The following is a 26,871-nucleotide window of genomic DNA, read 5'->3' as shown; positions in this document are numbered from 1 at the left end:
TTTCGAAAGAAAAGGTTGCTCACTACCTTTTTTGTTTTTTTATTGATAAATATGAGTTTTTTTATTATAATAAACTTATGATAAGGCAAAATAATTCATCATTTTTTAGAATTTTATCTTCTAAGCTTTTTTTCTTTATATTTTTTGTTGTTGTAGTTTTTATGTCTATAAATGTTTACTCTTCTATGAAACAAAGAATGCAGGTAAATAAAGAAATAGAAAATTTAAAATCAGAAATAAATAATTTGAAAAAAGAAAACACAGAGCTTGATAGTTTGGTGAAGTATTTTAATAGTGATGAATATATAGAAACTTCTTCGAGGGAAAAGTTGGGTTATAAAAAACCAGGCGAAAAAATAGTTGTATTTACTCAAGAATCAGATATAAAAAAAGAAGAGGCAAAAATTAACAAAGAGAGCAAATCTAATATAAGATTGTGGTGGGATTATTTTTTTAATATAAAAACAAATGAAGAAAACACATAAAAAATATATTTTGTATTTTTTTGTATTATTAATATTTGTATCTTTACTTGGAATGTTTGATTTTTATTTTTTTGGAAATAAAATTTTTTTAGGAAAGTTTACTTCAAAATTTATTTCTTACCCAGTAATGCTTGTAAATGGAGATTTTGTAAATTATAAAGAATACAAAAAATTTGTAAATGATTTTGATACATATTTTCCTAATTTAGAAAAAAATGACATTATAATTTCAAAAATGATAATACAAGACAAAATTTTGGAAGAACAAATAAAAAATTTGAAGATAATTATAAGAGATAAAGACTTTAGAATTTTTGCAAATGATTTTTATGAAATAAATAATATTGCTTCAAAAGAAATGAATTATTTAAAAGATAATTATAATTGGGACAAAAATTTATTTGAATATTATGTTATAAGACCATTGTACTTGGAGAATTTAATAGCAGGTGTAATAAAAAGTGATGAATTTAATATAGAAAATAAAATAAAAATAGAATCTGTTTATGAAGATATTTCAAAAAATCCGAATAAATTTGAAGAATATGCTACAATATATAAAGATGATACATTGTTCAATGAAATAGGTTGGATGACATATAAGGACTTGCCATCTAATTTGAGTGGTAAAGTTGATAAATTAGAAGTAGGAAATTTCACTACTGTTTTAAAAAGTATTTCTGGTTATCATATTTATAAATTAAAAGGTAAAATAAAGGCAGAGGACAGTGAAGAATATTATTATAAGTTTACTCAAATTTTTCTTCCTATAAAAAGTATAAGCTCTTATTTAGATGATACTTTAAAGAAAAGCAAGATACATTATTTTTTGAAATTTGATAATAAATAAAATATGCCATCTTAGCTTCCCGCAATCATTTCACTTATGCGGGATCTCCGTTTCGCTACGACAGTTTGATTTGTATATATAAAATTGAAAATAGTAATTAAAAATATACGCCATCTTAGCTCAGTTGGTAGAGCAACGGTATCGTAAACCGTAGGTCGTCGGTTCGAAGCCGGCAGATGGCTCCAAATATATAAATTAAAAAAAGTTATAAAAAATTAAAAAATAAAAATATAAATAAAATATAGATAGTTATTAAGTATAAGTTTGTCAGTAATTAAAAACTGAAAGCTGAAAACTGAAAGCTACCTGTTTGCCGGTAGGTAAGAAAGCTAATACAATGATAAAAGTAACGAATCTTTCAAAATTTTATCAGCCAAATGTTTGGGCTTTAAATAAAATATCTCTACAAATAAATCCAGGGGAATTTGTTTCTGTTGTAGGTCAAAGTGGTACAGGAAAATCAACTCTTGCAAAAATTTTGTTTGCAGAAGAATTACCAACAGAAGGACAAGTAGAAATAGGTGGTTGGGATATTACAGGTATAAGACAAAATGAAATTCCATATTTGAGAAGACAAATAGGTTTTGTGTTTCAAGATTTTAAACTTCTTAAGAAAAAAAATATTTATGAAAATATATCTTTTGCAATGGAAACTTGTGGTGAAAAAAAAGATAAAATAGAAAAAATAGTTCCACAAATTGTAAAAATTGTTGGTCTTCATGACAAAAAAGATAGATATCCACATCAATTATCTGGAGGAGAACAACAAAGAGCAGCAATAGCACGTGCTCTTGTACATCAACCAAAATTATTAATTGCAGATGAGCCTACTGGTAATTTGGATTCTATAAATTCAAGAGAAATAATAGATTTATTACTTAGAATAAATAAATTAAATACAACTATAATTTTAGTTACACACAATAGAGATATAGTAAATAGCTTAGGAAAACGAGTTATTACATTGGACTCAGGTAGGGTTATAAGTGATCAAAAAGTTGGTAGATATATATTGTAATTTTTTATAAATAACAAAAATAATAAAAACTTATGTATTCCTCTTTATCAAGAATTTTTAAACTTGCATTTCAAAATTTTTTTAGAAATATTTGGCTTTCTGTTATAAATATTACAATTATTACCCTTACATTACTTACTGTAAATTTTTTGATTATTTTTAATTTATTAGCAGATAATGCAATAGATTTGGTAAAAGACAAAGTAGATGTAAGTGTTTATTTCAAACAAAGTGTAACAGAGGATCAAATAAGCGAATTCAAGGACAAAATTTTGTCTTCGGAATATATAAAAAGTGTTGAATATGTATCTTCTGAGACAGCACTTTCAAAATTTGAAAATAAATATTCATCAAATGAGGATATAATAGATGCAGTTGATGAATTAAAACAAGATGGTGGTGATGTATTTTTGCCAAGTTTGAAAATAAAGGCAAAAGACATATCTCTTTATGATGATATTTTAACAGAACTGAAAGAGAGTCAATATAGCAATTTGTTTGATGTGGACGAAAGTCAATTTCAAGATTATGCAACTGTTACAAATAGAATTGATTCTGTATCTAGTAAAATAAAAATTGCTGGATATATAGTTTCAATATTGTTTATGATTATGACTCTTATGATGGTTTATAATTCTATAAAAATAGGGGTTTATACATATAGAGAAGAAATATCAATAATGAAGCTTGTCGGTGCTACAAGTAATTTTATAAAATCTCCATTTATGTTGGAAATATTGCTTTATAATATTATTTCTATTTTTATTGTAATATTGTTGGTTTATATATCTTTATCTATTTTAAATCCTATTGTTGTGAGATTGTTTGAAGGTTATCCCACAAATTTATTGACATATTTTAATTCCAATTTCATAATTATATTTTTTAGTGAATTTGTTATATCTAGTTTGTTTTCTGGATTTAGTAGTCTTATAGCTATGAAAAAATATCTTAAATAATAGATTAATCCCGCCTCTATATAATTTATAATTGTTGCGGGATAGAATAATAGCATAATAGTTTAATTGCTTAATAGTCGAGTCCACGGTATACCGCCATGGTGTGTATTTGACCTGACAGGATTAATTGCTTGATAGTATAAAAAGCAGTTATTTGTTTTATTATTTATATTTTGATTATAGCGTTTGCTTTGCAAGAGTTTATTTTTTTATAAATAATTTTTTATTAATCTACCCCCCTCATATTTTGTGATATAATAAATTTATTAAAATTATCAATTAAAGGTAATAATAAAATATATTAAATCTATTAGATAATATATTTATATTAATTTAAATTTAAATAAATAAAATAATATTATGAAAAATCATTTTAAAGTATATGTATTCATATTAATATCTTTTTCTTATTTTTTATCTAACCCAATAATGGTAGATGCATCAGTAGAACCAACAATGATAAAAGATATTTATCCTGGTAGTATTGGTTCTTCTCCATCCTGGATTACAAACGTAAACGGAGTAGCATATTTTTTCGCTAATAATGGAACAAATGGAAAAGAACTATGGAAATCAGATGGAACAAGTGAAGGCACAGTAATGATAAAAGATATTTATACTGGTATTAGTAATTCTAATCCACAATTCCTTACAGATGTAAACGGAGTATTGTATTTTCAAGCTAATAATGGAACAAATGGAATAGAACTATGGAAATCAGATGGAACAAGTGAAGGTACAGTGATGGTAAAAGATATTCGTCCTGGTTTTAGTAGTTCTTCTCCAATCTACCTTACAGATGTAAATGGAGTATTATATTTTAAAGCCAATAATGGAACAAATGGAGAAGAACTATGGAAATCAGATGGAACAAGCGAAGGAACAGTGATGGTAAAAGATATTCGTCCTGGTGTTAGTGGTTCTTCTCAAGACTACCTTACAAATCTAAACGGAGTATTATATTTTTTCGCTAATAATGGAACAAATGGATTAGAACTATGGAAATCAGACGGAACTAGCGAAGGAACAGTGATGGTAAAAGATATTCATCCTTTTAGTAGTTCTTATCCATCCTACCTTACAGATGTAAACGGGGTATTGTATTTTCAGGCTAAAGACGGAATAAATGGAATAGAACTATGGAAATCAGATGGAACAAGTGAAGGCACAGTAATGGTAAAGGATATTTCTTCTGGTGGTGATTCTTCCCCATCCTACCTTACAGATGTAAACGGGGTATTGTATTTTCAGGCTACAGACGGAACAAATGGATTAGAACTATGGAAATCAGACGGAACTAGCGAAGGAACAGTGATGGTAAAAGATATTCATCCTTTTAGTAGTTCTTATCCATCCTACCTTACAGATGTAAACGGGGTATTGTATTTTCAGGCTAAAGACGGAATAAATGGATTAGAACTATGGAAATCAGATGGAACAAGTGAAGGCACAGTAATGGTAAAGGATATTTCTTCTGGTGGTGATTCTTCCCCATCCAATTTTACAGATGTAAACGGAGTATTGTATTTTAGAGCTACAGACGGAACAAATGGATTAGAACTATGGAAATCAGATGGAACAAGTGAAGGCACAGTAATGGTAAAGGATATTTCTTCTGGTGGTGATTCTTCCCCATTCAGCCTTACAAACCTAGATGGAGTATTGTATTTTCAGGCTAATGATGGAGTAAATGGAGCTGAGTTATGGTTATTAGAGGATGGTATAGCTCCAACCATCTCAGGTCTATCAAACGACACTACACCAACAAAGACTAAAACATGGAACTGGAGTAGTAATGAAGAAGCTACATATAGATATATAGTAAATCAAGTAGAAACACATGAATTTACTGATGAAGTATATGGTACTACAACATCAACAACACAATCTAGTGGTGATGGAACATATTATTTACACATTCAAGCAAAAGATACAGCTGATAATACTAGCACTACAACAGTATCAGCAATACTTGATAATACTAGTCCAATAATAACTATACTAGGATCAAATCCACTATCAATATACAAAGGAGATAGTTATTATGATGAAGGAGCTACAGCTACAGATGCAGTAGATGGAGATATAACAAATGATATAGTAACAACTAGTAATGTAGATATAAATACTATAGGATCATATACTGTCACATATGTAGTAAGTGACACTGCTACTAATACAAGTACTTCTACAAGAGTAGTAAATGTGATAGCAAGACCATCATCTGGTTCAACAGGTGGAGGATGGACTGGTTCTACAATAGTTACACCACCAACTATACCAACATATTCTACTACTGTTACACCAACAAATGGTGGAACACTTAATTATACATTTACTGATAGTTCTGCTATTACTGTTGTAGTACCATCAAACACTGTAACATCTAATACTACTATTACTGTAAGTCAAGGAATATTAAGTACTGATAATACACCAACTGTTACAACAGGTGCATTTATGATAGGTGGAAGTATATTTAATATATCAGCAGTTGATACTAATAATATTTCTATTACATCATTTACTAACAATCTAACTATTATATATAATTACAATACCATCTCTTCCAGATAATACATCTAATCTAGGAGTATATTATTATGATTCAATATCTGATAGTTGGATATTAATACCAGGTGCTGTATTTGACACAGTTACAAATAAAGTTGTGTTTACTGTAAATCATCTAACAAAGTTTGCAATATTTAACATTACTGGAGTACCATCTACCATTGATACAAAAGATGTAGGAAGTAGTATTCCACAATCATTCTGGACTACAGGTAAGTGGGTAAAGACAGAGGATACTAGTACAGTGTACTTTGTAGATACTGACAACATTAGACATTCATATGTAAATGAAAAGATATGGTATTCATACTTTGATAATGATTTTTCATTTGTAACTACAATAACCAAAGAAGAACTAGCTACTTATACACTAGGAAAGAATGTTCCATACAATGCTGGTATACTATTTAAAATACCAACAGTAGCTAAAGTATATCTAGTGGGAAGTAATGGAACTATAAGATGGATAAAGACAGAAGAAAAAGCAATAGAGTTATATGGTACTAATTGGAATAAACTAGTTCATGACTTACCAGATGCTTTCTTTGGGGATTATACACTAGGTGAAGTGATTGAATAGAAATATAAAATAACCTCACCCCCCTGGCTACGCTAAAGCTATGCCAAGGCGAGCAACCCCTCTCCATTTATAATGGAGAGGGGAGAAAAGCTTAGATTATATATCAAAGCAATCACCCCTCTCTATCTTGAGCGAAGTCGAAAGATGGAGAGGGGATGGGGGTGAGGTAAATATGATAATTTATAATTGTTGCGGGATCCCGCTTCGCGGGATAAATAAGTTATATAAACAAAAAAGTATCTTTTAAAAGATACTTTTTTGTTTATAAAAGTTTTGAATTATTTTTTTGAAGTTACGGGTTCTACAGATACAGTATTTCTAGGTTTTAAATTTCCATCAAATCTTATTACTTTTTTTTTGGAATATTTTACAGTACCAGAGTTTATTGCAAAAAGAGTATCATCTCCACCTTTTTTTACATTTTTACCAGGATAATATTTTGTACCTCTTTGTCTTACTATAACTTGTCCTGGTTTTATAAATTGTCCATTGTTTATTTTTATTCCAAGTTTCTTTGCTTTTGAGTCTCGTCCAAGCGAGGTAGAACCACCAGCTTTTTTATGTGCCATATTATTAGTTTATTTAGTAATGTAAGAAATTATATCAAAAATAGTCTAATTGTCAAATTTTATGCTAGGTTTTATAAGTGTTTTGAGTTTACCTATTACAGGTAGAGTCTGATATTCTTTTGGTATTTTATCTAAAAATTTAAGCATTTCATAGGCAGATTTGTTGTATTCTTGCATTGTTATATAAAATCCATAGGTCCAAGCATTTATTTCATTTTCTTTCAACCTTTTAAACTTTTTACTTAGTCCTATGGCTGTTTTTTTACCAATTTCAGTTGGTTCTATATTTTTATATAGAAATATGGTCCATTTTTTTTGTATTTCATCTATCTTTTTACTTTCTAATTTTTTGGGCTTTAGTATGGAATTTATTATATTTTTTAAATTTTTTGTTTCATTGTCTCTAAAATATTCCATTACATTGGTATCATATTGAGAGTGAATGGAATTTTTCTGTCCAAGCATATAAATATTTAAATGTTCTAATGCTGTTCTATATCCTCCAGATTTTTCAATTTCATCTTGAGCTCTTAGTGTTATTTTCATGTCATCTTTAAAATTTGTTTTGAAAAATTTTCCCATAGACCCATCGTGCATATGGCTTTTATTTAAAATAAGATAATCTCTTGCTACAAGAAAAGCTCCATTTGCGTCCAATCTATCTGCAAAGCGAGGATATTGAAAAGACATCACAACTTTATTATTCAAAATATATTTATATGGCTCTACTTTGAATTTTTTGAAATAATAGACTTTTAAGTATGTTGTATGAGCTGCTATTGCATAACAAATTAAAAACTCTTCTTCTTTGTTTAGTATTTTTAATTTTTGAGATATTCTCTTAAAAAGTAATGCTCCCATTTCAGCATGGCGTACTAATCTTTGTGATTCGCTGTATCTTTCTATAAGAGATGAACCAATGTCATGAAGCGCTGCCCCTATTATTCCTATAAAGAGTTCTTTTGGTTTTGTGTTATTGTCTTTGTATGCCAATCTTAGCGCATTTATATAATCTCTTGTCATGTGTCCTATGCCATGACCTGGATCCATTTTTAAAATATCTATTTTTTGTTTGTCTAATTCTTTGAGTATTGATTTTATTACAAATATGCTTTTTGAAATTGCTTCCTTTTTATTTTTTATATTTACATTGTCAAAAAAATCAATATTTATTTTGGATTTTAATTCTTTGATTTCTTTCCAATTTTCTAGCTCATTTTCCAAATGAAGTATTTTTATAAGTTGTATATTTTTTGAGTTTAGCATATTTTTTTTGTCCAGTTGCTCGCCTCGCTGAAGCTTCTACGAAGCGGGGTATAACTGGATGATTTTTATAATTTTAGTATCACATAATATTTTTATAGTGTCAAAATTAAGATGTAAATATTTTGATTTATCTGCATAATTTCAGGGATTTTTTGACTTTTTATGTTTATAATGTTATTATAAATTGCGTTGAATTAAGTATTTCAATGGTTTTATTTAATTTATTTTATTAATATTAAAATATGTATTCAAAAAAAGTTTTAGATAATTTTAAAAATCCAAAAAATCAAGGAGTTATAAAAAATGCTGATGCTATAGGACAAGTAGGTAATCCTATTTGTGGAGATATTATGAAAATTTATTTAAAAATAAAAGATGACAAAATACAAGATATTAAATTTGAAACACTTGGTTGCGGAGCAGCTATTGCGTGTTCTTCGGTTGTTACACAAGTTGCAAAAGGTAAAAAATTAAGTGATGCTATGGATATTGGAAAAGATGTAATTTTGGAAAAACTTGGTGGACTACCTGAACCAAAAATTCATTGTTCTATGTTATCTATAGAGGCACTAAAAAAAGCAATAAATAATTATTTAACAAAAAAATAATGAATATAAAATTAGATAAAAAAATAGAAAAAATAAGAAAATTTTTAAATTCTGATGGTGGGGATTTGAAAGTTTTGAAATATGATGAGAAAAAAAATATTTTGGACATAAAATTATTAGGTGTTTGTAATCATTGTCCAATGGCTGAAATGACTATAAAAGGTTTTATTCAGGAAGAATTGGAAAAAGATTTTCCTGGGATAAAAATAAAAAGAACAAAATAATTATATGTCTAATAAAAAAAGAATATATTTAGATAGTGCAGCAACAACTTCTGTAGATAAAAAAGTTTTACAAGCCATGATTCCATATTTTACAGATGATTTTGGTAATGCTTCCTCAATTCATAGTTTTGGTCAAGATGCAGAGGCCACGATTTTGAAATCAAAAGATATTATATCTAATTTTTTAAATTGTGATCCAAGTGAAATAATTTTTACTTCGGGCGCATCAGAAAGTAACAATACAGTTCTAAAAGGTGTATTTGATGATTTTAATGGGCATCTTATAACTACTATGTTTGAACATCCAAGTGTGCTTGAAGTAGCTAAGTATTTATCAAGACGAGGAGTGGATGTAACATTTATAAAACCAGAAAAAAATGGAATCATTGATTACAATAAGGTATTAGATGCTATAAGAGAAGATACTAAGCTTGTGTCTATAATGTACGTGAATAATGAAATAGGTACAATACAACCAATTGCCAAAATTGGAAAAAAAATTAATGAAATAAATACTAATAGAAAAAATAAAATTTTGTTTCATACAGATGCTGTTCAAGCTTCTTATTTTTTGCAAATGGACGTAAAGAGATTGTATTGTGACTTTCTTTCGATGTCGTCTCATAAAATTTATGGACCAAAAGGCGTTGGACTTTTATATGTCAAAAAGGGGATTCATCTTACGCCACTTATTCACGGTGGGCATCAAGAAAATGGACAAAGAGCGGGTACGTATAATACTCCTGGTATTGTTGGTTTTGCGAAGGCGGTGGAATTTATATTAGCCAAAAATCATAATATAGAAATTTCAAAAATTACAAAACTTAGAGATTTTATGATAAAAGAAGTTTTGAAAATAAAAGGAGTTTCTTTGAATGGTTCTTTGAGAGATAGACTTCCAAACAATGCAAACTTTTTATTTAAAAATGTAGAAGGTGAAGCATTACTTTTGAAGTTAGATTTGGAAGGTGTAGCGTGTTCTACTGGTTCTGCTTGTGCTTCTGGATCACTTAGTGCTTCTCATGTACTTTTATCAATTGGAATAAATCCAGAGGATGCTCATGGATCACTTCGGGTAAGTTTAAATAAAAACAACACCTTGTCTGAAATAAAAATATTTATAACAGTTTTGAAAAAAGCAGTCAAAGATTTAAGAAATTTTTCACCTTTTAAATAAAATATGATAAGTTTAATAGATAAATTTAGAAATTTTTTTGGTAAGAGGACTGTTTTTTGGTCTATAATAGGTACATTATCTTTAAATTATTATATTTGGTATATAATTAATTATTATATAGATTTCTCTAAAAGTTCTCATGTTTTGCATTATAATGTTTATTTTGGCATTGATTTGCTAGGATCTCCTCTTAACTTATTTTTTGCCCCAGTTATTGGTCTTTTGGTTTTTTTGGTTAATTTGATCTTTTCTTTTTATATTTATAATCCCAAAAAAAACTCATTATTACTTTCTTATTTTTTGCTTTATACTAGTTTATTTATAAACTTGGAATTAGTTATGTATATAGTTCTTATAGTGGGAATATAATATTAATAAATTTATCAAATAAATGTTAAATGAAATTATATTGAAAATTTTTATATTGACTACCTTTTCTTCTTTTATAGCTTTTTTGGTTACACCACTCATTACTCATTTTCTTTATAAATATAAACTTGGAAAACAAATTAGATCCGAAAGTGAAGCCCCTGTTTTTTTTAATTTACATAAAATAAAAGCAGGAACTCCTACTATGGGAGGAATTATAATTTGGCTTACAATTTTGATAGTTGTTTTTATTTGTTATTTTTTGAGTATTATTTTTCCAAATACATATATTGGAATGTTTAATTTTTTATCAAGGTCTCAAACATTGTTGCCATTTGGAGCTCTTATAGCAGCAGCTTTTATAGGACTTTTGGATGATTATTTGGGAATTAGAAAAATAGGCCCAAGGGGTGGAGGACTTAGTATATCACAGAAATTAGTTTTATATTTTGGTATATCACTTTTATGCGCTTTGTGGTTTTATTTCAAACTCGATTGGGATATATTACATATTCCCTTTATAGGATCTTTTAATATTGGTTGGTGGATTATACCAATATTTACAATAGTTGTTTCAGCAACTTCTTTTAGTGTAAATGAAACTGATGGTTTGGATGGTCTAGCAGGAGGCTTATTACTTGTATCATTTTGTGCGCTTGGGGTAATTAGTTTTATGCAAGGTAGATATGATTTGGCTATTTTTTGTGGTGTGATAATAGGGGCTCTTGTTACTTTTTTGTGGTTCAATATTCCACCAGCTAGATTTTTTATGGGAGATACAGGCTCTATGAGTTTAGGTATAACACTTGGAATTATAGCCATGCTTACAAATTCTTTGTTATATTTACCATTATTTGCAGGAATATTTATTTTGGAATCGTTATCTGTATTAATACAGATTACATACAAAAGAATACATAATGGAAAGAAATTATTTAAATCTACTCCAATACATCATCATTTTGAAGCAATAGGGTGGCCAGAGTCAAAAATTGTTATGCGTGCATGGCTTTTGGGTGGTATTTCTGCAGTTCTTACTTTGATAATTTATTTTTTTGATAAAATATAATTTATTTTAGATTATAAATTATAATATTTTTTTATAAAAATGTTTATGAATTTATCTGATTTTAAAAACAAAAAAGTTCTTATAATGGGACTTGGAACTATTGGAAAAGGTTTGAAAGATGCTTTGTTTTTTTATGAAGCTGGATCTATTGTTACGGTAACAGATCTAAAAACAAAAGAGCAATTACAAAGTTCTATAGATGTTTTGTCAAAATACAAAAATATTACATTACATTTAGGAGAACATTTGGAATCTGATTTCATAGAAAATGACATTATAGTTAGAAATCCTGATGTAAAATATGATTCTCCATATTTAGAAATTGCAAAAAAGCATAATAAAAAGATTATAATGGATGAGTCATATGCTTGTACGCAAACTGATGCAAAAATTATAGGAATAACAGGTACTCGTGGAAAAACCACAACTACAACACTTGCCTATGAAATATTAAAAGAAGCAAAAAAAGATGTGTATATTTCTGGTAATATAATGGGAACTGCAACTATTCCGCTTTTAGAAAAGCTAAACAATAATTCTTTTCTTGTTTTAGAATTATCTTCTTGGCAGTTGCAGGGATTTAAAGATGAAAAATTTTCTCCTGAATTTGCATTAATTACTAATATTTATGAAGATCATCTTAATCGTGGAGTTGGAATGGATGATTATGTTGGTGATAAAAAGAATATTTATAAATTTCAAAATAGTTCAGGGATATTATTTTTAAATAAAGATAGAAAAGATAAATATCATGATCAGTTCAAAAAAGAAGCAAAAGGAAAAATAATTTATTTTTCAAAAAATGATGTTATAGATTACAAAACAAATCTTTTAGGTGATCATAATTTAGAAAATATAGCAGCGGCAAGAATAATTTGTCTAAATCTTGGAATAGAAGAAAAAATTATAAAAAAAGTTGTAAAAAAATTTAATCCAATTGAATTTAGATTGCAAAAGATTAGAGAAATAAATGCTATAAGTTTTATAAATGATACTACAAGTACGTCTCCTATTGCAGGAATAAAAGCCTTAGAATCTTTTGATAAAAAGGTTATACTTATTTGTGGTGGAGCTACAAAATATTTACCACTTGATGAGTTTGCTGAAAAAATAGTAAAGAAGTCAAAATTTGTAATATTGTTATCTGGAACAGAGACAGATAATCTCAGAAAAAAAATAGAGCATTTTGGTGGGGAAAATTTGATAGTTGGAGTATTTAATGATTTTAAAAAAGCAATAGTAGTAGCATATAAAAGAGCTGAAAGAAAAGATGTAATATTATTATCTCCAGGATGCGCTAGTTTTGGTATGTTTGAAAATGAATATGATAGAGGATATAAATTTAATAAAATAGTTAATGATTTAAAATAAATGCATAGAAAGTCTAAGTTAAAAAAATTGATAGATGATGTATTCCATGTTAAGGGTAATCTGAATGATATAAATTATTTATTATTTTTTATTTTTGTGTTTTTGATTTTTTTTGGAATACTTATGCTTATGTCTGCAAGTTCTGTTTATTCTTATCAAAAATTTGGAAGCACTTATTATATGTTTTGGCATCAAATTTTGTATGGATTTTTACCGGGTCTTTTTGCTTTTTATTTTTGTTTGAAATTTGATTTTCGTAATTGGAAAAAATTTGCATTTTTGATGCTTATAATTTCTATTGTATTGTTGGTTGTAGTTTTTATTCCTGGAATTGAGGCTAATTATGGAAAAGCTAGAAGTTGGATAAATGTTTTTGGTATTTCCGTTCAGCCATCTGAAATTGTAAAACTTACTTTTCTTATATATTTAGCATCTTGGCTTGATTCAAAAGGTGACAAAAAAATTAGAGATTTAAATACAGGACTTTTGCCATTTGTTGTAATTGTATCTATTGTTGCAATACTTATGCTTTTACAGCCTGATTTAGGAACTCTCAGTATTATAATTGCTATTTCACTTATTAGTTTTTTTGTAGGTGGAGCTGATGTAAAACATATGTTATGGATGCTTACTTCTGCATCGGGATTGTTGTTTTTAGCAATAAAATTTGCTCCATACAGAGCTGCTAGGCTTATGGTATTTTTAGATCCAAGTAAAGATCCACAAGGTATTGGTTATCATTTAAATCAGTCTCTTATAGCTGTTGGTTCAGGTGGTATTTTTGGTGTAGGATTGGGATATTCTAGACAAAAATATGGATATTTGCCAGAAGTAGCAGGAGACTCAATTTTTGGAATAATTGGAGAAGAATTGGGATTTTTAATATGTATAATTTATGTTTTTGTTATTTTTGCGTTTGTTTATCAAGGTTTCAAAGTAGCCAAACAATCCAAAAGTTATTTTGGAAGAATTTTGGCTACTGGGATAGTTTCTTGGCTTGGTTTTCAGAGTTTTATAAATATTTCATCAATGATAGGACTTTTGCCTATGACAGGAGTTCCACTTCCATTTGTAAGTTATGGTGGAACAGCTATGATTATGAATATGGCATCAGTAGGAATTCTTTTAAATATTTCTAAGAATACAAATAGTTAATTATATGAATAAGTCTTTTAAATTAATGTTTTCGGGTGGCGGAACTCTTGGTCCCGTAACTCCACTTGTAGCAATAATAAATAAAATAAAAAAAATTCATCTAAATGATGAAATATTTTGGGTTTCTACAATAAATGGAATTGAAAATAAATTTTTGAATAATCTAGGAATAAAAACATATCAAATATCATCTGCAAAATTTCGTAGATATTTTAGTTTGAAAAATTTTTCTGATATTTATAATTTTAAAAAAGCAATTTTACAGTCGCACAAACTTTTGAAAAAAATGAGTCCTGATATTGTAATAAGTGCTGGTGGTTTTGTAAGTGTTCCACTTGTAATAGTTTCAAAGATATTGGGCAAGAAAATACTTGTTCATCAACAAGATGTAAAAATTGGTCTTGCAAATAAACTGATGTTTCCATTTGCCGACAAAATAACAGTAACATTTGAAGATCATTTACAAAAGTTCAAAAAAGATAAAGCAATTTTTACAGGAAATCCTTGTAGATTTGATATAGAAATATTAAAAAATTTAGATAAACAAAAAATTATAGAAAAATATAATTTCAATCCAGAGCTCAAAATAGTTTTGATACTTGGTGGTAGTTCAGGAGCAAATGATTTAAATGAAGTAATATATCAAAATATTGATAAATTAACAGAAAAATATCAAATAATTCATGTAACTGGTAATGGAAAACATAAAATCATAAAAAATGAAAATTATTATCAATATGAATTTATTGAAAAAGAAACTTTGGATTTTATGTTTGTTTCGGATTTAGTGGTATCTCGTTCCGGACTTGGAACTCTTACTGAATTATCATTTTTAGAAAAATGTGCAATCCTTCTTCCTTTAAAAGGTCATCAAGAATTAAATGCAAAATATTTTTTAGATAAAAATGCAGTAGAGCTTGCTAATGAGCAAAATTTAATTGAATATATTTTTATGTTACTAGAAAATAAATTAAAACGTGAAACACTATCAAGAAATATATCTAGTATTATGCCAAAAGATGCAACGGAAAATATAATAGATATAATTTATTCTTTAATAAATAAATCATAAATGGATTTAACAAAATACAAAAAAGTTTATTTGTCTGGAATTGGTGGAATTGGAATATCAGCAATTGCAAAAATGATGTTAGAATTAGGAAAAGAAGTCTATGGTTCTGATTCTTTTAGATCTGATATTACAGATGACCTGAAAAGACGTGGAGTAAAAGTTTTTTATAAACAAGAAGCTAATAATATCACTTCTGATATAGATCTTTTAGTTTATAGCCCGGCTGTGCCAGTTACTAGTCCAGAATTAAAAAAAGCAAAAGAATTGAAAATATTATTTCTTTCGCATTTTGAATTTCTCGGAGGACTTTCAAAGGATTATACTACAATAGCAATAAGTGGAACGCATGGAAAATCTACTACAACAGCACTTTTGTCTATGATAATGATAAATGCAGGACTTGATCCTACTATATTTGTAGGAAGTCAAATATGTTCTATAAATACAAATTTTCGTCTTGGAAAAAGCAAATATTTAGTTGTAGAAGGTGATGAATACAATTTCAAGATGTTGAAACTTCACCCAGATTATATTGGGCTTACATCGCTTGATAAGGATCATTTGGATGTTTATGGAAGCTTGGAAAATATCAAAAAAGCATTCCAAGAATTTGTAGAAAAATTAAATGATCCAGAAAATTTAATTTATAATATTGACGATGTAAATATAAAAGATTTAAAAATATCAAAAAAATCTTTTTCTGTGAGTATAACAGGAGATTCACTTTTGTACGTCAGCGATGTTGTGAAAAAATACAACAAACAATATTTTAATTTACATTTGTGTAAAAAATCAAAAACAAGTGAACAATGCAAAAAACTCTGTGAAATAGAAACAGCTTTGCCAGGATATTATAATATTTATAATATTTTGGTAGCATCGGCTCTAGCAATAAAGTTAGGAATTAATCCAAAAATAATATCAGAAACTATAAAAGATTTCAAAGGTTTATGGAGGAGATTTGAAAAGTTGGGAAAATGGAAAACAAATATAATATTTTCTGATTATGCACATCATCCAACTGCTATAAAAGCACTTCTTTGTGGTGTGAGAGGATTTTATCAAAACAAAAAAATAGTTATTGTTTTTCAGCCACACCAAGAAGATAGAACCGAAAAACTTTTTGATGAATTTTTAACAAGTTTTGATATGGCTGATTCAATAATAATTTGTCCAATATATAAGGTTTCTGGCAGAAGAAAAAAAGCCAAAGTTAGTTCTTATGATTTATTTAAAGAAATAAAAAAATCTTATTTAAAAGAAGATCAAGAAATATTTTATGCAAATGATTATAAAAAAATAAAAGGCACAATTGCAAAATATAGCGATGCAATAATTCTGGTAGTGGGAGCAGGGGATATAGATAATTTTGCAAGACATTTTTTGAGATATGATTAATTATATGATTATTACAGATTTCAAAAACATAAAAACAAATTATAATTTAGCAAAACTTACTACTTTTGGGGTAGGGGGCGATGCAAAATATTTTTTGCAAACTGATGATATAGAAGAAATTCAATCTATTCTTAAATTTTGTAAAAATGAAAATTTGAAATTCAAGATAATTGGAGGTGGAAGTAATTTGCTTATAAGTGATGATGGATATGATGGATTAATTTTAAAAATTGATAACAAAAATATACATATTGATAATAATATTTTTTCAGTTGGTGCTGGAGTTCTGTTGAGAGATTTTGTAAATTTTGTTATAAAAAATAGTTACGTTGGGTGTGATTTTATTTTTGGAATTCCAGGAACTATTGGCGGAGCTATTTATGGAAATGCAGGTAGTTTTGGTGGAGATATTTCAAATATTATAAAATCAGTAAGGTTTATAAATTCAAATAGTGAAATAAAAGAATTAGATAAAAAAGAATGTAAATTTTTCTATAGAGAAAGTATTTTTAAGCATCATGATTTTGTAATATTTGATGCAAAATTTGACTTGCCAAAAGGAGATGTAAATGCATTTAAGAAAATAATGCTAGAAAGAATAAAACTTAGAAATTCAAAACAGCCATGGGAATACAAAAGCGCTGGTTCATTTTTCAAAAATGTAGAGATAAATAATGATATTAGAAAAAATTTGGAAAATATTTTGGATTTATCAAAATTTATAGATAATATTCCTGCGGGATTTTTGATAGAGAGCGTTGGACTCAAAGGATTTTGTATTGGAGATGCTCAGGCTTCAGAAAAACATGCAAATTTTTTGATAAATAAAGGAGATGCAAAAGCAAAAGATATTTACAATTTGGCAAAAATTATAAAAGAAAAAATAAAAAAAGAATATAATATAAATTTAAAAGAAGAGGTTCAGTATTTAGGATTTTAAATATTTTCAAAAGACGGGCTATAAAAATTGTTATTTAGTCCGTCTTTTTTTGTTGTTTTTCCCATTTTTTGCTTTTGTAGTAATCATTTATCCTAAGTATTATTCCCCAAACTCCAACTATAATACTTATAATAAATGTTATATTAGCAATCCAGTTTATTGTATTCATATTAACCTCCTTGTTGATAATAAATATTATAACTATAAAATTTTTTGTCAAATAAAAAAACGCTGACTATGTATTTGGGGTACAAGTCAGCGTCAGTTGAAGTTGTAGGTTTAATATTGAATGAACATTTCACTCAGAGATTCGTCTTCGTGAATTTTGAATATACATTTCGCCAAAAAGAGAGATGGATCCAAGACTTGAACCTTTGAAGATAGATTATTTGGAACAGGTATTGTGTCTGTGATAATTATCTTATCCGCACAACAACCAACAAGGTTATTTATGGTACCATCTATGAAGTCTGGATGTACGACATGAAGCGTTATACTTTTCGGATTATGTTTTCTTATTATATCAAGAGCGATTTTCATGGTCTTGAAGCTTTGAATCATGTCATCAAATATATGTACATCCTTATTACGTACATTACCGAGAATTTTGCTTTTTTCGATATCAATTTCTTTGGAATCGTGTTTTTGTATTTTTTGTACTACGCATACATCACTGATTCCTGTTATTGCAGAAATTGCTTGGACTCTTTTTGCAGAGCCCAGATCTGGACTACATAGGATAGGTTTTTGATTTGGTGAATTTTCAATTTCAGATTGCATCTCTTCTATGAGTATGCGCATGATGTATACAGAATCCACTGGTATATCAAATAGTCCAGCTGTCGCAGAGTTGTGAACATCACACAGTAGAACTCTGTCTGCTCCAGATCTTGATAATCTTTTACAGACCACACGGAATGCTCTTGTCTCTCTTGAAATTGTTTTGCGATCCTGTTTTGCATATCCTATCCAGGAGGCGATAATCGTAATTCTGCGTGCAGAGTCTCTTATACAATCAATCAGAAATTCGATTTCCTCGATTGTGCTGTACGGTAATTGGCAGTGCATGGATTGAACTATAAAAACATCACATCCACGGACATTTTCTTTGACTCTGGCATATAATTCGCCATTGGGCCATCTTTTTAAGATAGTTGGTACAAGCTCTATATTTCTGTCTGTTATTTTAGACAGTTGTTCACAGATTCTTATAGCTAAATCTGGATGACCAGTACCGGTTATAATCTTCAAATCATTTCTCATTATATCCTCCCTAGATATATGAATTATTTTTTCTACCTTTAGATTAACTCTTAGATAATATTTGTCAAATTTTGTTTTTATTGTTAATATTCTCTTACTAAAGTATAATAAATAGTGTATTTATTAATAAATAACAAAAACAAATGAATATACAATTTTATGCTAAAAATGTAGAGTTAACTCAAAATTTAAAGGATTATGTTGATGAAAAAATAGGTTCTTTGGACAAGTATAATTTTGGAATTACAGAATGCAAGGTGGATATTTCAAAAAGTAGTCATCATCAAAAAGGTGATGTATATAGATTTGAAGTAAATATAACTTCAAGTCATAAAAAAGGACTTATAAGAATTGTTGTAGATTCTAATAATATTATGTCTGCAATTGATGAAGCAAAAGATAAATTAGGAAGACAAATTACAAAATATAAAAAATAATATTTATGGGCTTATTATCAAAGATAATAGGAGATCCAAATAAAAAGTATTTGGATTCTTTAAATCCTATTATAGAAAAAATAAATTCTTTAGAAGATGAAATAAAAAAATTAAGCAAAGAACAGCTTAGAGAAAAAACATTAATCTTTAAAGAAGATTTAAAAAAAGGCAATGTAACTCTAGAAGATATTCTTCCAGAAGCTTTTGCAATGGTAAGAGAAGCGGCTATAAGAACTCTTGGTCAAAGACATTATGACGTACAGCTTATAGCGGGGATTACACTTCACAAAGGTAGAATTGCTGAAATGAGAACAGGAGAAGGAAAAACTCTTTCTTCAACACTGCCATTATACTTAAATGCACTTACTGGAAAAGCAGTTCATTTGGTCACCGTAAATGATTATTTGGGAAAAAGAGATTGCGTATGGATGGGACAAATTTATAATTATTTAGGACTAACAGTTTCAGCAATAGAACATGAAGCTTCATATATTTACAATGAAGGCTCAAAAGATTCAGTTAGCGATGATGATGGTATAAAAAATATAAAAGTAGTTGAGGATTATTTGAAACCAGTATCAAGAAAAGAAGCATATGAAGCTGATATTGTTTATGGTACAAATAATGAATTTGGATTTGATTATTTGAGAGATAATATGGCTATATCTAGGGATCAAATAAGTCAAAGAGGTTTTTATTATTGTATTATTGATGAGGTTGATAGTGTGCTTATTGATGAAGCAAGAACTCCGCTTATCATAAGTTCTCCAGATGTACAGTCAACAGATCAATATGCAAAATTTTCACAAGTAGTAAATGGTTTAATAGAAAATCAAGATTATAATATTGATGAAAAAATGAGATCAGTGACATTTACAGAAGATGGGCAAAATCATATTGCTGAGAGACTTGGCAGAGATCCTTGGTCTACTGCTGACTTTGATACTATTTTTCACCTTGAATCAGCACTCAAGGGGGAATTATTATTCAAAAAAGACAAAGATTACATAGTAAAAGATGGAGAAGTTATAATAGTAGATGAGTTTACTGGGAGACTTATGCCAGGAAGAAGATATTCAGAAGGAATACATCAAGCAATAGAAGCAAAAGAACATGTAAAAGTCCAAAGAGAAAGTTTGACTCTTGCAACTGTTACATTTCAGAATTATTTTAGAATGTATGAAAAATTGTCCGGTATGACAGGAACTGCTGCAACTGAAGCAGAGGAATTTGCAAAAATTTATGGTTTGGAGGTAAACATAATTCCTACAAATAAAGAAATTAAAAGAAAAGATTTGAATGATCAGATATACAAAACAGAAGAACAAAAATTTAATGCTATTGTTCGTGAAATAAAGCAAAGACATGAAAAAGGTCAGCCAGTTTTGGTTGGTACTATATCTATTGAAAAAAATGAAATTTTGGGAGATTTACTAAAACGAGAAGGTATTCCACATAATTTGTTAAATGCAAAGCAACACGAAAGAGAAGCTGAAATAATATCTCAAGCAGGCCGTGCTGGGGCAGTTACTGTTGCTACAAATATGGCTGGTCGTGGAGTTGATATTATTTTGGGTGGAAATCCTTTCAACAAAGAAGAATATGAAAAAGTAAAATCATATGGTGGGCTTTTGGTTCTTGGTACAGAAAGACATGAATCTCGTCGTATTGATAATCAGCTTCGAGGTCGTTCTGGAAGACAAGGAGATCCTGGTTTTTCTCAATTTTATGTTTCTATGGATGATGATCTTATGAGAATTTTTGGTTCAGACAGAATTAGAAGTATTATGAATACTTTGAAATACCCAGATGACACTCCAATTGAACACAAAATGATTTCAAAATCTATAGAAAAAGCTCAAATGAAAGTAGAGGGTTATAACTTTGATGTCCGTAAGCATTTAGTAGAGTATGATGATGTTATAAATAAACAAAGAGAAATAATTTACAAAAAAAGAAAAGATATTTTGTCTTTGGCTGAGGGTGAAAAAATAGAAAATTATGAAAGTTTAAAAGATTATATATTTGAGATGATTGACTCTGAAATATCAGAAGTAATTTCATTTCATACTGCGTCTCTAGATGGAACGGTTTGGAATACAAAAGAAATTATAGAAACAGTAAAAACAATATTTCCACTCAAAGATGAGGAAGTTGAAAAAATAAAAATATTTGATTCTTCAAAAGATAAATTATCAGAAGCTCAAATTAGAACAGAAATTATAGATTATATTTCATCTCTTTCAAGAAATAGATTTGAAATGTTGGAAGAAAGATTAAATACTGCATTAAGTGGTATGGGAATATCTGATCCAGTAGCAGAACTTCAAAAAGGAGTACTTTTAAAAACAATTGATAGTTTTTGGATAGATCATTTGGATAATATTTCACATTTACGAGCAGGTATTGGTCTTCGTGGATATGCTCAAAATGATCCATTAGTAGAATATAAGCGAGAATCCTATGATTTGTTTGTATCTTTATTAAATAGTATTCAAAATCAAGTTGTTTATAGTATATTTAAAATTGGTCCAGCATTTGATCTTATAAACAATCCTGGCAAGCAAAATATAATCTTAAATAACCCTACAAGCAATGCAAGTAGGCAATTTGATGTTTCTGATAGCCCAATGGCAGGGGAAGCTCAACAGTCTCTTGAAGTAAAAAACAAATCAGTTTTGAAGAATGATGAAGTAAAGAAATTTGGTCATAAAGTTGGCAGAAATGATGATTGTCCGTGTGGAGCGAAAAAAGAAGATGGAACTCCTGTTAAATATAAAAATTGTTGTGGAAAAAATGAGTAGTGAAGAATAGCAATTATTTGTCGTTTCGAGGGAAGTCCAGCTCAGCTGGACTGAGTCGAGAAACCTCGAAGTTACATTTATTTAATTTAATAATAACGAGATTTCTCCACTCCGGTCGAAATGACTACAAAAAATATTTATTTAAAATTTTAAATTTATGAAAATTGTATTTATTGCTGGCCCACTAACTACTGGTTGGGACAAAAAAGATAAAAATTTTGTTCTATATAATATAAAAAAAGCAGAATCTTTTCAAAAAGCATTAGCATCTCACAATATAGGTTTTTATTGTCCACATATTCATACTTCATCTCGTTGGGATGATGATATATCAAATGATGAATTCTATAAAACTATGAACAAAAGATTTCTAACAGATGTTAGTGATTCAGTTTTGGCTATGCCAGGATGGGAGGAATCCCGTGGTGCAAAAGATGAAGTTGATTATGCAATAGAAAATAATATTCCTATTTTTTATCCAAAATTTCCTGATGATATAAATGATATTATTGTTTGGGCTAAAGAAAAATAAAAATAATATTTTTAATTAATTTTTATTATGATAGATTTAAATGAAATAAAAAATGATTTAGAACAGCTTTTGTATAAAACTGGAGAAATTGTTAAAAAAGGTTATGAAGATAAAAATATTATTAAATTTATTAGAACTCAATTAGAAGAAGACTGGAGAAAACCACTTATAAAATTTTTAAACGAATTGAGTAAGAAATATAATAAATAATCTTATGAATATTTGTATATATGGCGCAAGTATTACTTGGGGAGCAAGTGATTCACAATGTGGTGGTTGGGCTGAGCGACTAAAATCTTATTGTATAGAAAATCATGATGATATAAATGTTTACAATCTTGGAATTCCAGGAAACACAACAAAAGATTTGCTAAAGAGATTTGAATCTGAAGCAAAAATAAGAAAATCAGATTTTGCTATATTTGCTATTGGAACAAATGATTCTAGCTATATAAAAAGCAAAGACAATCCACTTGTAAGCTTAAAAGAATTCAATAAAAATTTTTTGCGTCTTATAAAAATTGCAAAGAAAATGAAAAACAAAGTTGTCTTTGTAGGTCTTACGCGTGTTGATGAGTCAAAAACAATGCCTGTGTATTGGGATGATAGAGTGTATTATGATAATGAAAATATAGAAAAATATGACACAGAAATAAAAAACATTTGTAGTGAAAATAAATTTGATTATGTAGAAATGAAAAATATTGTAAGTTTAAATGATTTAGATGATGGAATTCATCCAAACTCACAGGGGCATGAAAAAATGTTTGAAGAAGTTTTTAAAATTATGAAAAAATATTTGTAAAATTTATGCAGTGGAAAAAAATAGATGAAAAATTGATAAAAGATGGTTGGAGAAAAGTAACTCTCAAAAAATTTATTTTGCCAAATGGAAAAGAACAAGATTTTGAAATTTTCAAAGAAGGTCAAAGTGTTTGCGTATTGGCTCTTACAAAAGAAAACAAAGTGCTTCTAGCAAAACAATTTAGACCTGGCCCTGAAAAAGAATTTTTGGAACTTCCTGGTGGAGGTATGGAGATTGGTAAGGAAACCAAAGAACAAGCAATTGCGAGAGAATTGTTAGAAGAAACTGGTTATGTTGGTAATATAAAATTTGTAGCATCAGGTCCAAATGATGCCTATTCATCAAGAGTAAGACATTGTTTTGTAGCTACAGATTGTTATAAGAAGCAAGAACCAAAATCAGATGATTTGGAATTTATAGAAATAGTTGAAATGACAATTCCTGATTTTAGAAAATATTTAAAAACTGGACAGTCAACTGATTTACAAGCTGCTTATTTAGGTTTGGATTTTTTAAATTTATTGTAAATTTATGAGTGAAAAAATAATAATTGTTGATGAAAACGATAATGAAATTGGATCAAAGAATAGAAATTTTGTTATGAAAGATGATATTTATCGCGTTTCAGCTTTGTGGATTACAAATAGTAATGGCGATATTTTACTTGCTCAACGTGCCCTTACAAAATCTCATGATCCAGGAAAATGGGGACCAGCAGTAGCAGGAACAGTTGATGAGGGAGAAAGTTATGAAGAAAATATTATAAAAGAGGCGGAGGAAGAAATTGGACTAAAAAATATTAAGTCATGTATTGGTCCAAAGAAGAGAATGAGAGGAGATCATAATTATTTTGATCAATGGTATTTCTTGAAAATTGATAAATCAGAGGAAGAATTTGTATTACAAAAGAGTGAGGTTGAAAGTATAAAGTGGTTTACAAAAGAAGAATTGAAACATGAATTAGAAACAAACCCCGATAAATTTTTAAAAAGTATAAAAGATTTATTTGATGAGTTTTGTCCTTAATATTTAATATATATTATTAATATGAAAAAAAATACAACAATTATATTTCAAGACGATGGAAGTGAAACAACAAAAGAAATAATTGGCGGAATACCACTTTCAAAAGGTGAAATTATTAGAGTTCATGAAAAAGATGAAATAATTTTTTATGAAGTAATAGACAAAATAGTAGATTGTTTTTTGAATAATGAAGAACAAACTACTGATATTGTTTATGTTGTAAAAAAGAAATAATTTTATGGCATATTATAATAAAATTGGATTATTGGTACTGAGTAAAAATGAGGATAGTTTTTTGGTTTGTGAACCAGGTGAAAAATATGAAGATAAAAGTGTTGTACAATATTTGATGCCTGGCGGACAATTTGAGAAAGAGTCAGATATCAAATGTTTGCAAAGAGAAATAAAAGAAGAATTAAATTGTGAAATAGATATTGGTAGTATAAAATTTATAAATGAATATACTGACATAGCTGCTACACCAGGAAAAGACGTCATGATAAAATTGTATATAGGAAAATTAGTAGGTGAGCCAGTTGCACACTCAGAAATAGGATCTTTGCATTGGATTTCCAAAAACGATATCAATAATGAAAAAGTATCCCCAATAATTAGAAACAAAATAATACCAGATTTAATTAATAAAAATATTTTGAAATAATTAATATTCAAAAATATATGTCAGAACAAGATATATTAGACATTGTAAATGAATATGATGAAGTAATAGGTAGTGATACAAGGGATAATGTACACAATAATGGATTATTGCATAGAGAAATTGTTGTATGGATTTTTAATGATAATGGAGAAATAGCTATGCAAAAAAGATCAAAAGGAAAAATATTTTTTCCTGGACTTTGGTCAGCATCAACTTCTGGGCATGTTGATTTTGGAGATTCTTATATATCTACTGCAATAAGAGAATTAGAGGAAGAAACTAGTATAAAAGCCAGAGAAGAAGATCTAATTTTTATAGATAAAATATATATATCATATATTTTTTCAAATGAAGCTAGAATATATAAAAACAATATATTTACAAGTGTCTATGCTTATAAATTTAAAAATAATATTGATAAATTGAGAATTGAAAAAGGAGAGGCCGAAGAATTTAAGTGGTTTAAAATTGATGAATTATTGAATTCGGACGAGGAAGAAAGGAATAAAAATTTTGTTCCTACAATATATAATAATCAAATACAAAATATTTTAAAAAAAGCAAAAGAATTATTTATAGAAAATTAAAAATATGAATTTAGAAAAAGAACAAAATTTTGAAAAAAGAGAAAATTTGAATATTAGTACAGAAACAATTACTAGTGACGAGCTTTTAAATATTATTTATCAAAATGAATCTTTACCGCAAGATGAGCGTTTTTTGGATTCTAAAAAAGGTGGGGTTTTTAAGTATTTCCGTGTTTCTGAATTATCAGAAAACAAAGAAAATAAGTATTATTCAATTATTAAGATAAATGATATAGTTGTTGGATTGTGTGAGTTGGAAAAGAATCCTTATCGGGAAAATATATATTGGATAAAATTTTTGTCTATTGATCCAGAATATCAAGGTATGGGATATGCTAGCAAATTGACAGAGGAAGTTTTCAAATTTGCAAAGAAAAACTGTTTTGGACTTGAGTCATCATCTTATTCTACTGATGGTGAAGAAAAATTAAAACCACTATTTCAAAAATTATCCAAAGAGACTGAAGTTGATTTTATAGATACAGATAAAAAATTATATAATAAGTCAAAATGATAAATGAAAATATAATGCTACAAGTTGGGGTAAAAATTTTATTAAAAAATAAAGAGAATAAATATTTATTACTTCGTCGATCACTAGAAAAATATCCAGAAACAAAAAATACTGGAAGATGGGATATTGTTGGCGGAAGAATTGAATCTGGGATTACACTTTTGGAAAATTTAAAGCGTGAAATAAAAGAAGAAACAGGACTAGAATTTACTGATAGTCCAAAATTTATAGGAGCTCAAGATATTCTTATAGTTCCAGGTCATCATATTGTACGCCTTAGCTATACAGGAAATATTGATGGGGAAGTAAGAATAGATGAAGACCATGATATGTATAGATGGTTTAGTAAAGAAGAATTGATAAATTTAGAAGATATAAATATCTATTTTAAGGAATTATTGGATAGTAAAGCCTTTTTATTGTAATAGTATTGTACAGTTAACAGTCAAGGGTTACACTTTCTAAATACTTTTCATGAGGAGTAAGTCCGTTAAGGGTTAAATGTATTCTTTTAAAATTGTAATAATTTAGCCATTCATAAGGAGTGTTCCAAATTCT

At 28.1% G+C, this 26,871-nt stretch carries 31 protein-coding genes and 1 tRNA gene; 28 read left to right on the top strand and 4 right to left on the bottom strand.

The window, feature by feature from the left end:
- The first annotated feature begins 77 nt into the window (after positions 1-77).
- The 7 genes from PHZ07_03515 (at position 78) to PHZ07_03485 (ending at position 6,466) form a co-directional block, all read left to right on the top strand.
- Complete coding sequence (locus tag PHZ07_03515) at positions 78-485, top strand: septum formation initiator family protein (protein MDD3284635.1); 408 nt, start codon at positions 78-80, stop codon at positions 483-485.
- Positions 469-1,335: a peptidylprolyl isomerase gene (locus PHZ07_03510; GenBank protein MDD3284634.1), complete on the top strand. Its 867-nt coding sequence runs from the start codon at positions 469-471 to the stop codon at positions 1,333-1,335. Before PHZ07_03515 ends, PHZ07_03510 begins: the two co-directional genes overlap by 17 nt.
- A gap of 109 nt (positions 1,336-1,444) precedes the next feature.
- Positions 1,445-1,520: transfer RNA gene (locus tag PHZ07_03505), tRNA-Thr, on the top strand.
- A 152-nt stretch (positions 1,521-1,672) separates the two neighbouring features.
- On the top strand, positions 1,673-2,353 hold the full coding sequence (gene ftsE, locus PHZ07_03500) for a cell division ATP-binding protein FtsE (protein ID MDD3284633.1): 681 nt from the start codon (positions 1,673-1,675) through the stop codon (positions 2,351-2,353).
- Positions 2,354-2,385: 32 nt separating this feature from the next.
- On the top strand, positions 2,386-3,312 hold the full coding sequence (locus PHZ07_03495; GenBank protein MDD3284632.1) for a permease-like cell division protein FtsX: 927 nt from the start codon (positions 2,386-2,388) through the stop codon (positions 3,310-3,312).
- 360 nt (positions 3,313-3,672) lie between these two features.
- On the top strand, positions 3,673-5,889 hold the full coding sequence (locus tag PHZ07_03490) for a DUF5011 domain-containing protein (GenBank protein ID MDD3284631.1): 2,217 nt from the start codon (positions 3,673-3,675) through the stop codon (positions 5,887-5,889).
- A gap of 94 nt (positions 5,890-5,983) precedes the next feature.
- Entirely contained in the window at positions 5,984-6,466 is a 483-nt protein-coding gene (locus tag PHZ07_03485) for a hypothetical protein (protein ID MDD3284630.1), read from the top strand.
- A gap of 278 nt (positions 6,467-6,744) precedes the next feature.
- Here the strand turns inward: PHZ07_03485 and rpmA are convergent, their stop codons facing one another.
- Both rpmA and PHZ07_03475 read right to left on the bottom strand, forming a co-directional pair.
- Positions 6,745-7,035: a 50S ribosomal protein L27 gene (gene rpmA / locus PHZ07_03480; protein ID MDD3284629.1), complete on the bottom strand. Its 291-nt coding sequence runs from the start codon at positions 7,033-7,035 to the stop codon at positions 6,745-6,747.
- Positions 7,036-7,080: 45 nt separating this feature from the next.
- Positions 7,081-8,301 (bottom strand): HD domain-containing protein, encoded by a 1,221-nt coding sequence (locus PHZ07_03475; GenBank protein ID MDD3284628.1) that lies wholly within the window; start codon positions 8,299-8,301, stop codon positions 7,081-7,083.
- A gap of 242 nt (positions 8,302-8,543) precedes the next feature.
- Here PHZ07_03475 and PHZ07_03470 point away from each other — a divergent pair, with 242 nt between their 5' ends.
- The 9 genes from PHZ07_03470 (at position 8,544) to murB (ending at position 17,684) form a co-directional block, all read left to right on the top strand.
- The gene (locus tag PHZ07_03470) at positions 8,544-8,909 is read left to right on the top strand and encodes an iron-sulfur cluster assembly scaffold protein (GenBank protein MDD3284627.1); all 366 of its coding nucleotides are present in this window, start codon (positions 8,544-8,546) and stop codon (positions 8,907-8,909) included.
- On the top strand, positions 8,909-9,133 hold the full coding sequence (locus tag PHZ07_03465) for a NifU family protein (protein MDD3284626.1): 225 nt from the start codon (positions 8,909-8,911) through the stop codon (positions 9,131-9,133). The genes PHZ07_03470 and PHZ07_03465 overlap by 1 nt, the downstream gene beginning before the upstream one ends.
- 4 nt (positions 9,134-9,137) lie before the next feature.
- A complete protein-coding gene (locus PHZ07_03460) occupies positions 9,138-10,310 on the top strand; it encodes a cysteine desulfurase family protein (protein MDD3284625.1) in 1,173 nt (390 codons plus the stop codon).
- Positions 10,311-10,701: 391 nt separating this feature from the next.
- Entirely contained in the window at positions 10,702-11,748 is a 1,047-nt protein-coding gene (gene mraY / locus PHZ07_03455) for a phospho-N-acetylmuramoyl-pentapeptide-transferase (protein ID MDD3284624.1), read from the top strand.
- Positions 11,749-11,793: 45 nt separating this feature from the next.
- Positions 11,794-13,119, top strand: coding sequence for a UDP-N-acetylmuramoyl-L-alanine--D-glutamate ligase (murD, locus tag PHZ07_03450; GenBank protein MDD3284623.1), 1,326 nt, complete (start codon positions 11,794-11,796; stop codon positions 13,117-13,119).
- Positions 13,120-14,274, top strand: a complete 1,155-nt coding sequence (gene ftsW / locus PHZ07_03445; GenBank protein MDD3284622.1) for a putative lipid II flippase FtsW — start codon at positions 13,120-13,122, stop codon at positions 14,272-14,274.
- Positions 14,275-14,278: 4 nt separating this feature from the next.
- Positions 14,279-15,346 (top strand): UDP-N-acetylglucosamine--N-acetylmuramyl-(pentapeptide) pyrophosphoryl-undecaprenol N-acetylglucosamine transferase, encoded by a 1,068-nt coding sequence (locus PHZ07_03440; protein MDD3284621.1) that lies wholly within the window; start codon positions 14,279-14,281, stop codon positions 15,344-15,346.
- On the top strand, positions 15,347-16,744 hold the full coding sequence (gene murC / locus PHZ07_03435) for a UDP-N-acetylmuramate--L-alanine ligase (GenBank protein MDD3284620.1): 1,398 nt from the start codon (positions 15,347-15,349) through the stop codon (positions 16,742-16,744).
- 4 nt (positions 16,745-16,748) lie between these two features.
- Positions 16,749-17,684, top strand: a complete 936-nt coding sequence (murB, locus tag PHZ07_03430; GenBank protein ID MDD3284619.1) for a UDP-N-acetylmuramate dehydrogenase — start codon at positions 16,749-16,751, stop codon at positions 17,682-17,684.
- Between the two features lie 34 nt (positions 17,685-17,718).
- On the opposite strand, the gene PHZ07_03425 is transcribed toward murB, so the two are convergent.
- Together PHZ07_03425 and prs are read right to left on the bottom strand one after the other, a co-directional pair.
- Complete coding sequence (locus PHZ07_03425; GenBank protein MDD3284618.1) at positions 17,719-17,853, bottom strand: hypothetical protein; 135 nt, start codon at positions 17,851-17,853, stop codon at positions 17,719-17,721.
- Positions 17,854-17,963: 110 nt separating this feature from the next.
- A complete protein-coding gene (prs, locus tag PHZ07_03420) occupies positions 17,964-18,947 on the bottom strand; it encodes a ribose-phosphate diphosphokinase (protein ID MDD3284617.1) in 984 nt (327 codons plus the stop codon).
- A 143-nt stretch (positions 18,948-19,090) separates the two neighbouring features.
- Here prs and raiA point away from each other — a divergent pair, with 143 nt between their 5' ends.
- The 12 genes from raiA (at position 19,091) to PHZ07_03360 (ending at position 26,738) form a co-directional block, all read left to right on the top strand.
- Complete coding sequence (raiA, locus tag PHZ07_03415; protein ID MDD3284616.1) at positions 19,091-19,384, top strand: ribosome-associated translation inhibitor RaiA; 294 nt, start codon at positions 19,091-19,093, stop codon at positions 19,382-19,384.
- The gene (gene secA, locus PHZ07_03410) at positions 19,384-22,188 is read left to right on the top strand and encodes a preprotein translocase subunit SecA (protein MDD3284615.1); all 2,805 of its coding nucleotides are present in this window, start codon (positions 19,384-19,386) and stop codon (positions 22,186-22,188) included. Before raiA ends, secA begins: the two co-directional genes overlap by 1 nt.
- A gap of 157 nt (positions 22,189-22,345) precedes the next feature.
- Positions 22,346-22,720 (top strand): DUF4406 domain-containing protein, encoded by a 375-nt coding sequence (locus PHZ07_03405; protein ID MDD3284614.1) that lies wholly within the window; start codon positions 22,346-22,348, stop codon positions 22,718-22,720.
- A 27-nt stretch (positions 22,721-22,747) separates the two neighbouring features.
- On the top strand, positions 22,748-22,930 hold the full coding sequence (locus tag PHZ07_03400; GenBank protein ID MDD3284613.1) for a hypothetical protein: 183 nt from the start codon (positions 22,748-22,750) through the stop codon (positions 22,928-22,930).
- A gap of 4 nt (positions 22,931-22,934) precedes the next feature.
- On the top strand, positions 22,935-23,525 hold the full coding sequence (locus tag PHZ07_03395; GenBank protein MDD3284612.1) for a GDSL-type esterase/lipase family protein: 591 nt from the start codon (positions 22,935-22,937) through the stop codon (positions 23,523-23,525).
- Between the two features lie 5 nt (positions 23,526-23,530).
- Positions 23,531-24,052 carry an NUDIX hydrolase gene (locus PHZ07_03390; protein MDD3284611.1) on the top strand — a complete coding sequence of 174 codons (522 nt, stop codon included), beginning with the start codon at positions 23,531-23,533 and terminating at the stop codon, positions 24,050-24,052.
- Between the two features lie 4 nt (positions 24,053-24,056).
- Positions 24,057-24,551 (top strand): NUDIX domain-containing protein, encoded by a 495-nt coding sequence (locus tag PHZ07_03385; GenBank protein MDD3284610.1) that lies wholly within the window; start codon positions 24,057-24,059, stop codon positions 24,549-24,551.
- 21 nt (positions 24,552-24,572) lie between these two features.
- Positions 24,573-24,785 carry a hypothetical protein gene (locus PHZ07_03380; protein MDD3284609.1) on the top strand — a complete coding sequence of 71 codons (213 nt, stop codon included), beginning with the start codon at positions 24,573-24,575 and terminating at the stop codon, positions 24,783-24,785.
- Positions 24,786-24,789: 4 nt separating this feature from the next.
- Complete coding sequence (locus PHZ07_03375) at positions 24,790-25,212, top strand: NUDIX domain-containing protein (protein MDD3284608.1); 423 nt, start codon at positions 24,790-24,792, stop codon at positions 25,210-25,212.
- Positions 25,213-25,229: 17 nt separating this feature from the next.
- Positions 25,230-25,799 (top strand): NUDIX domain-containing protein, encoded by a 570-nt coding sequence (locus tag PHZ07_03370; protein ID MDD3284607.1) that lies wholly within the window; start codon positions 25,230-25,232, stop codon positions 25,797-25,799.
- A gap of 4 nt (positions 25,800-25,803) precedes the next feature.
- Positions 25,804-26,313: a GNAT family N-acetyltransferase gene (locus PHZ07_03365; GenBank protein MDD3284606.1), complete on the top strand. Its 510-nt coding sequence runs from the start codon at positions 25,804-25,806 to the stop codon at positions 26,311-26,313.
- The gene (locus tag PHZ07_03360; protein MDD3284605.1) at positions 26,310-26,738 is read left to right on the top strand and encodes an NUDIX domain-containing protein; all 429 of its coding nucleotides are present in this window, start codon (positions 26,310-26,312) and stop codon (positions 26,736-26,738) included. The genes PHZ07_03365 and PHZ07_03360 overlap by 4 nt, the downstream gene beginning before the upstream one ends.
- The last annotated feature ends 133 nt before the right edge of the window (positions 26,739-26,871 follow it).

Source organism: Patescibacteria group bacterium (genome assembly GCA_028692545.1).
In the GTDB taxonomy this organism is placed as follows: Bacteria; Patescibacteriota; Patescibacteriia; order UBA1558; family S5-K13; genus STD2-204.
Note: the sequence above shows the minus strand (reverse complement) of the source record. Positions and strands in the feature narration are given on the sequence as shown.

Bases quoted from the DNA above. Each gene is read 5' to 3' on its own strand.
- PHZ07_03400 (MDD3284613.1), top strand. From the start codon at position 22,748: ATGATAGATTTAAATGAAATAAAAAATGATTTAGAACAGCTTTTGTAT.
- murB (MDD3284619.1), top strand. From the start codon at position 16,749: ATGATTATTACAGATTTCAAAAACATAAAAACAAATTATAATTTAGCA.
- PHZ07_03405 (MDD3284614.1), top strand. From the start codon at position 22,346: ATGAAAATTGTATTTATTGCTGGCCCACTAACTACTGGTTGGGACAAA.
- PHZ07_03440 (MDD3284621.1), top strand. From the start codon at position 14,279: ATGAATAAGTCTTTTAAATTAATGTTTTCGGGTGGCGGAACTCTTGGT.
- prs (MDD3284617.1), bottom strand. From the start codon at position 18,947: ATGAGAAATGATTTGAAGATTATAACCGGTACTGGTCATCCAGATTTA.
- rpmA (MDD3284629.1), bottom strand. From the start codon at position 7,035: ATGGCACATAAAAAAGCTGGTGGTTCTACCTCGCTTGGACGAGACTCA.
- PHZ07_03380 (MDD3284609.1), top strand. From the start codon at position 24,573: ATGAAAAAAAATACAACAATTATATTTCAAGACGATGGAAGTGAAACA.
- PHZ07_03510 (MDD3284634.1), top strand. From the start codon at position 469: ATGAAGAAAACACATAAAAAATATATTTTGTATTTTTTTGTATTATTA.
- ftsW (MDD3284622.1), top strand. From the start codon at position 13,120: ATGCATAGAAAGTCTAAGTTAAAAAAATTGATAGATGATGTATTCCAT.
- murC (MDD3284620.1), top strand. From the start codon at position 15,347: ATGGATTTAACAAAATACAAAAAAGTTTATTTGTCTGGAATTGGTGGA.
- PHZ07_03395 (MDD3284612.1), top strand. From the start codon at position 22,935: ATGAATATTTGTATATATGGCGCAAGTATTACTTGGGGAGCAAGTGAT.
- mraY (MDD3284624.1), top strand. From the start codon at position 10,702: ATGTTAAATGAAATTATATTGAAAATTTTTATATTGACTACCTTTTCT.
- ftsE (MDD3284633.1), top strand. From the start codon at position 1,673: ATGATAAAAGTAACGAATCTTTCAAAATTTTATCAGCCAAATGTTTGG.
- raiA (MDD3284616.1), top strand. From the start codon at position 19,091: ATGAATATACAATTTTATGCTAAAAATGTAGAGTTAACTCAAAATTTA.
- murD (MDD3284623.1), top strand. From the start codon at position 11,794: ATGAATTTATCTGATTTTAAAAACAAAAAAGTTCTTATAATGGGACTT.
- PHZ07_03425 (MDD3284618.1), bottom strand. From the start codon at position 17,853: ATGAATACAATAAACTGGATTGCTAATATAACATTTATTATAAGTATT.
- PHZ07_03365 (MDD3284606.1), top strand. From the start codon at position 25,804: ATGAATTTAGAAAAAGAACAAAATTTTGAAAAAAGAGAAAATTTGAAT.
- PHZ07_03465 (MDD3284626.1), top strand. From the start codon at position 8,909: ATGAATATAAAATTAGATAAAAAAATAGAAAAAATAAGAAAATTTTTA.
- PHZ07_03490 (MDD3284631.1), top strand. From the start codon at position 3,673: ATGAAAAATCATTTTAAAGTATATGTATTCATATTAATATCTTTTTCT.
- PHZ07_03360 (MDD3284605.1), top strand. From the start codon at position 26,310: ATGATAAATGAAAATATAATGCTACAAGTTGGGGTAAAAATTTTATTA.
- PHZ07_03390 (MDD3284611.1), top strand. From the start codon at position 23,531: ATGCAGTGGAAAAAAATAGATGAAAAATTGATAAAAGATGGTTGGAGA.
- PHZ07_03470 (MDD3284627.1), top strand. From the start codon at position 8,544: ATGTATTCAAAAAAAGTTTTAGATAATTTTAAAAATCCAAAAAATCAA.
- PHZ07_03370 (MDD3284607.1), top strand. From the start codon at position 25,230: ATGTCAGAACAAGATATATTAGACATTGTAAATGAATATGATGAAGTA.
- PHZ07_03460 (MDD3284625.1), top strand. From the start codon at position 9,138: ATGTCTAATAAAAAAAGAATATATTTAGATAGTGCAGCAACAACTTCT.
- PHZ07_03475 (MDD3284628.1), bottom strand. From the start codon at position 8,301: ATGCTAAACTCAAAAAATATACAACTTATAAAAATACTTCATTTGGAA.
- PHZ07_03375 (MDD3284608.1), top strand. From the start codon at position 24,790: ATGGCATATTATAATAAAATTGGATTATTGGTACTGAGTAAAAATGAG.
- PHZ07_03515 (MDD3284635.1), top strand. From the start codon at position 78: ATGATAAGGCAAAATAATTCATCATTTTTTAGAATTTTATCTTCTAAG.
- PHZ07_03495 (MDD3284632.1), top strand. From the start codon at position 2,386: ATGTATTCCTCTTTATCAAGAATTTTTAAACTTGCATTTCAAAATTTT.
- PHZ07_03385 (MDD3284610.1), top strand. From the start codon at position 24,057: ATGAGTGAAAAAATAATAATTGTTGATGAAAACGATAATGAAATTGGA.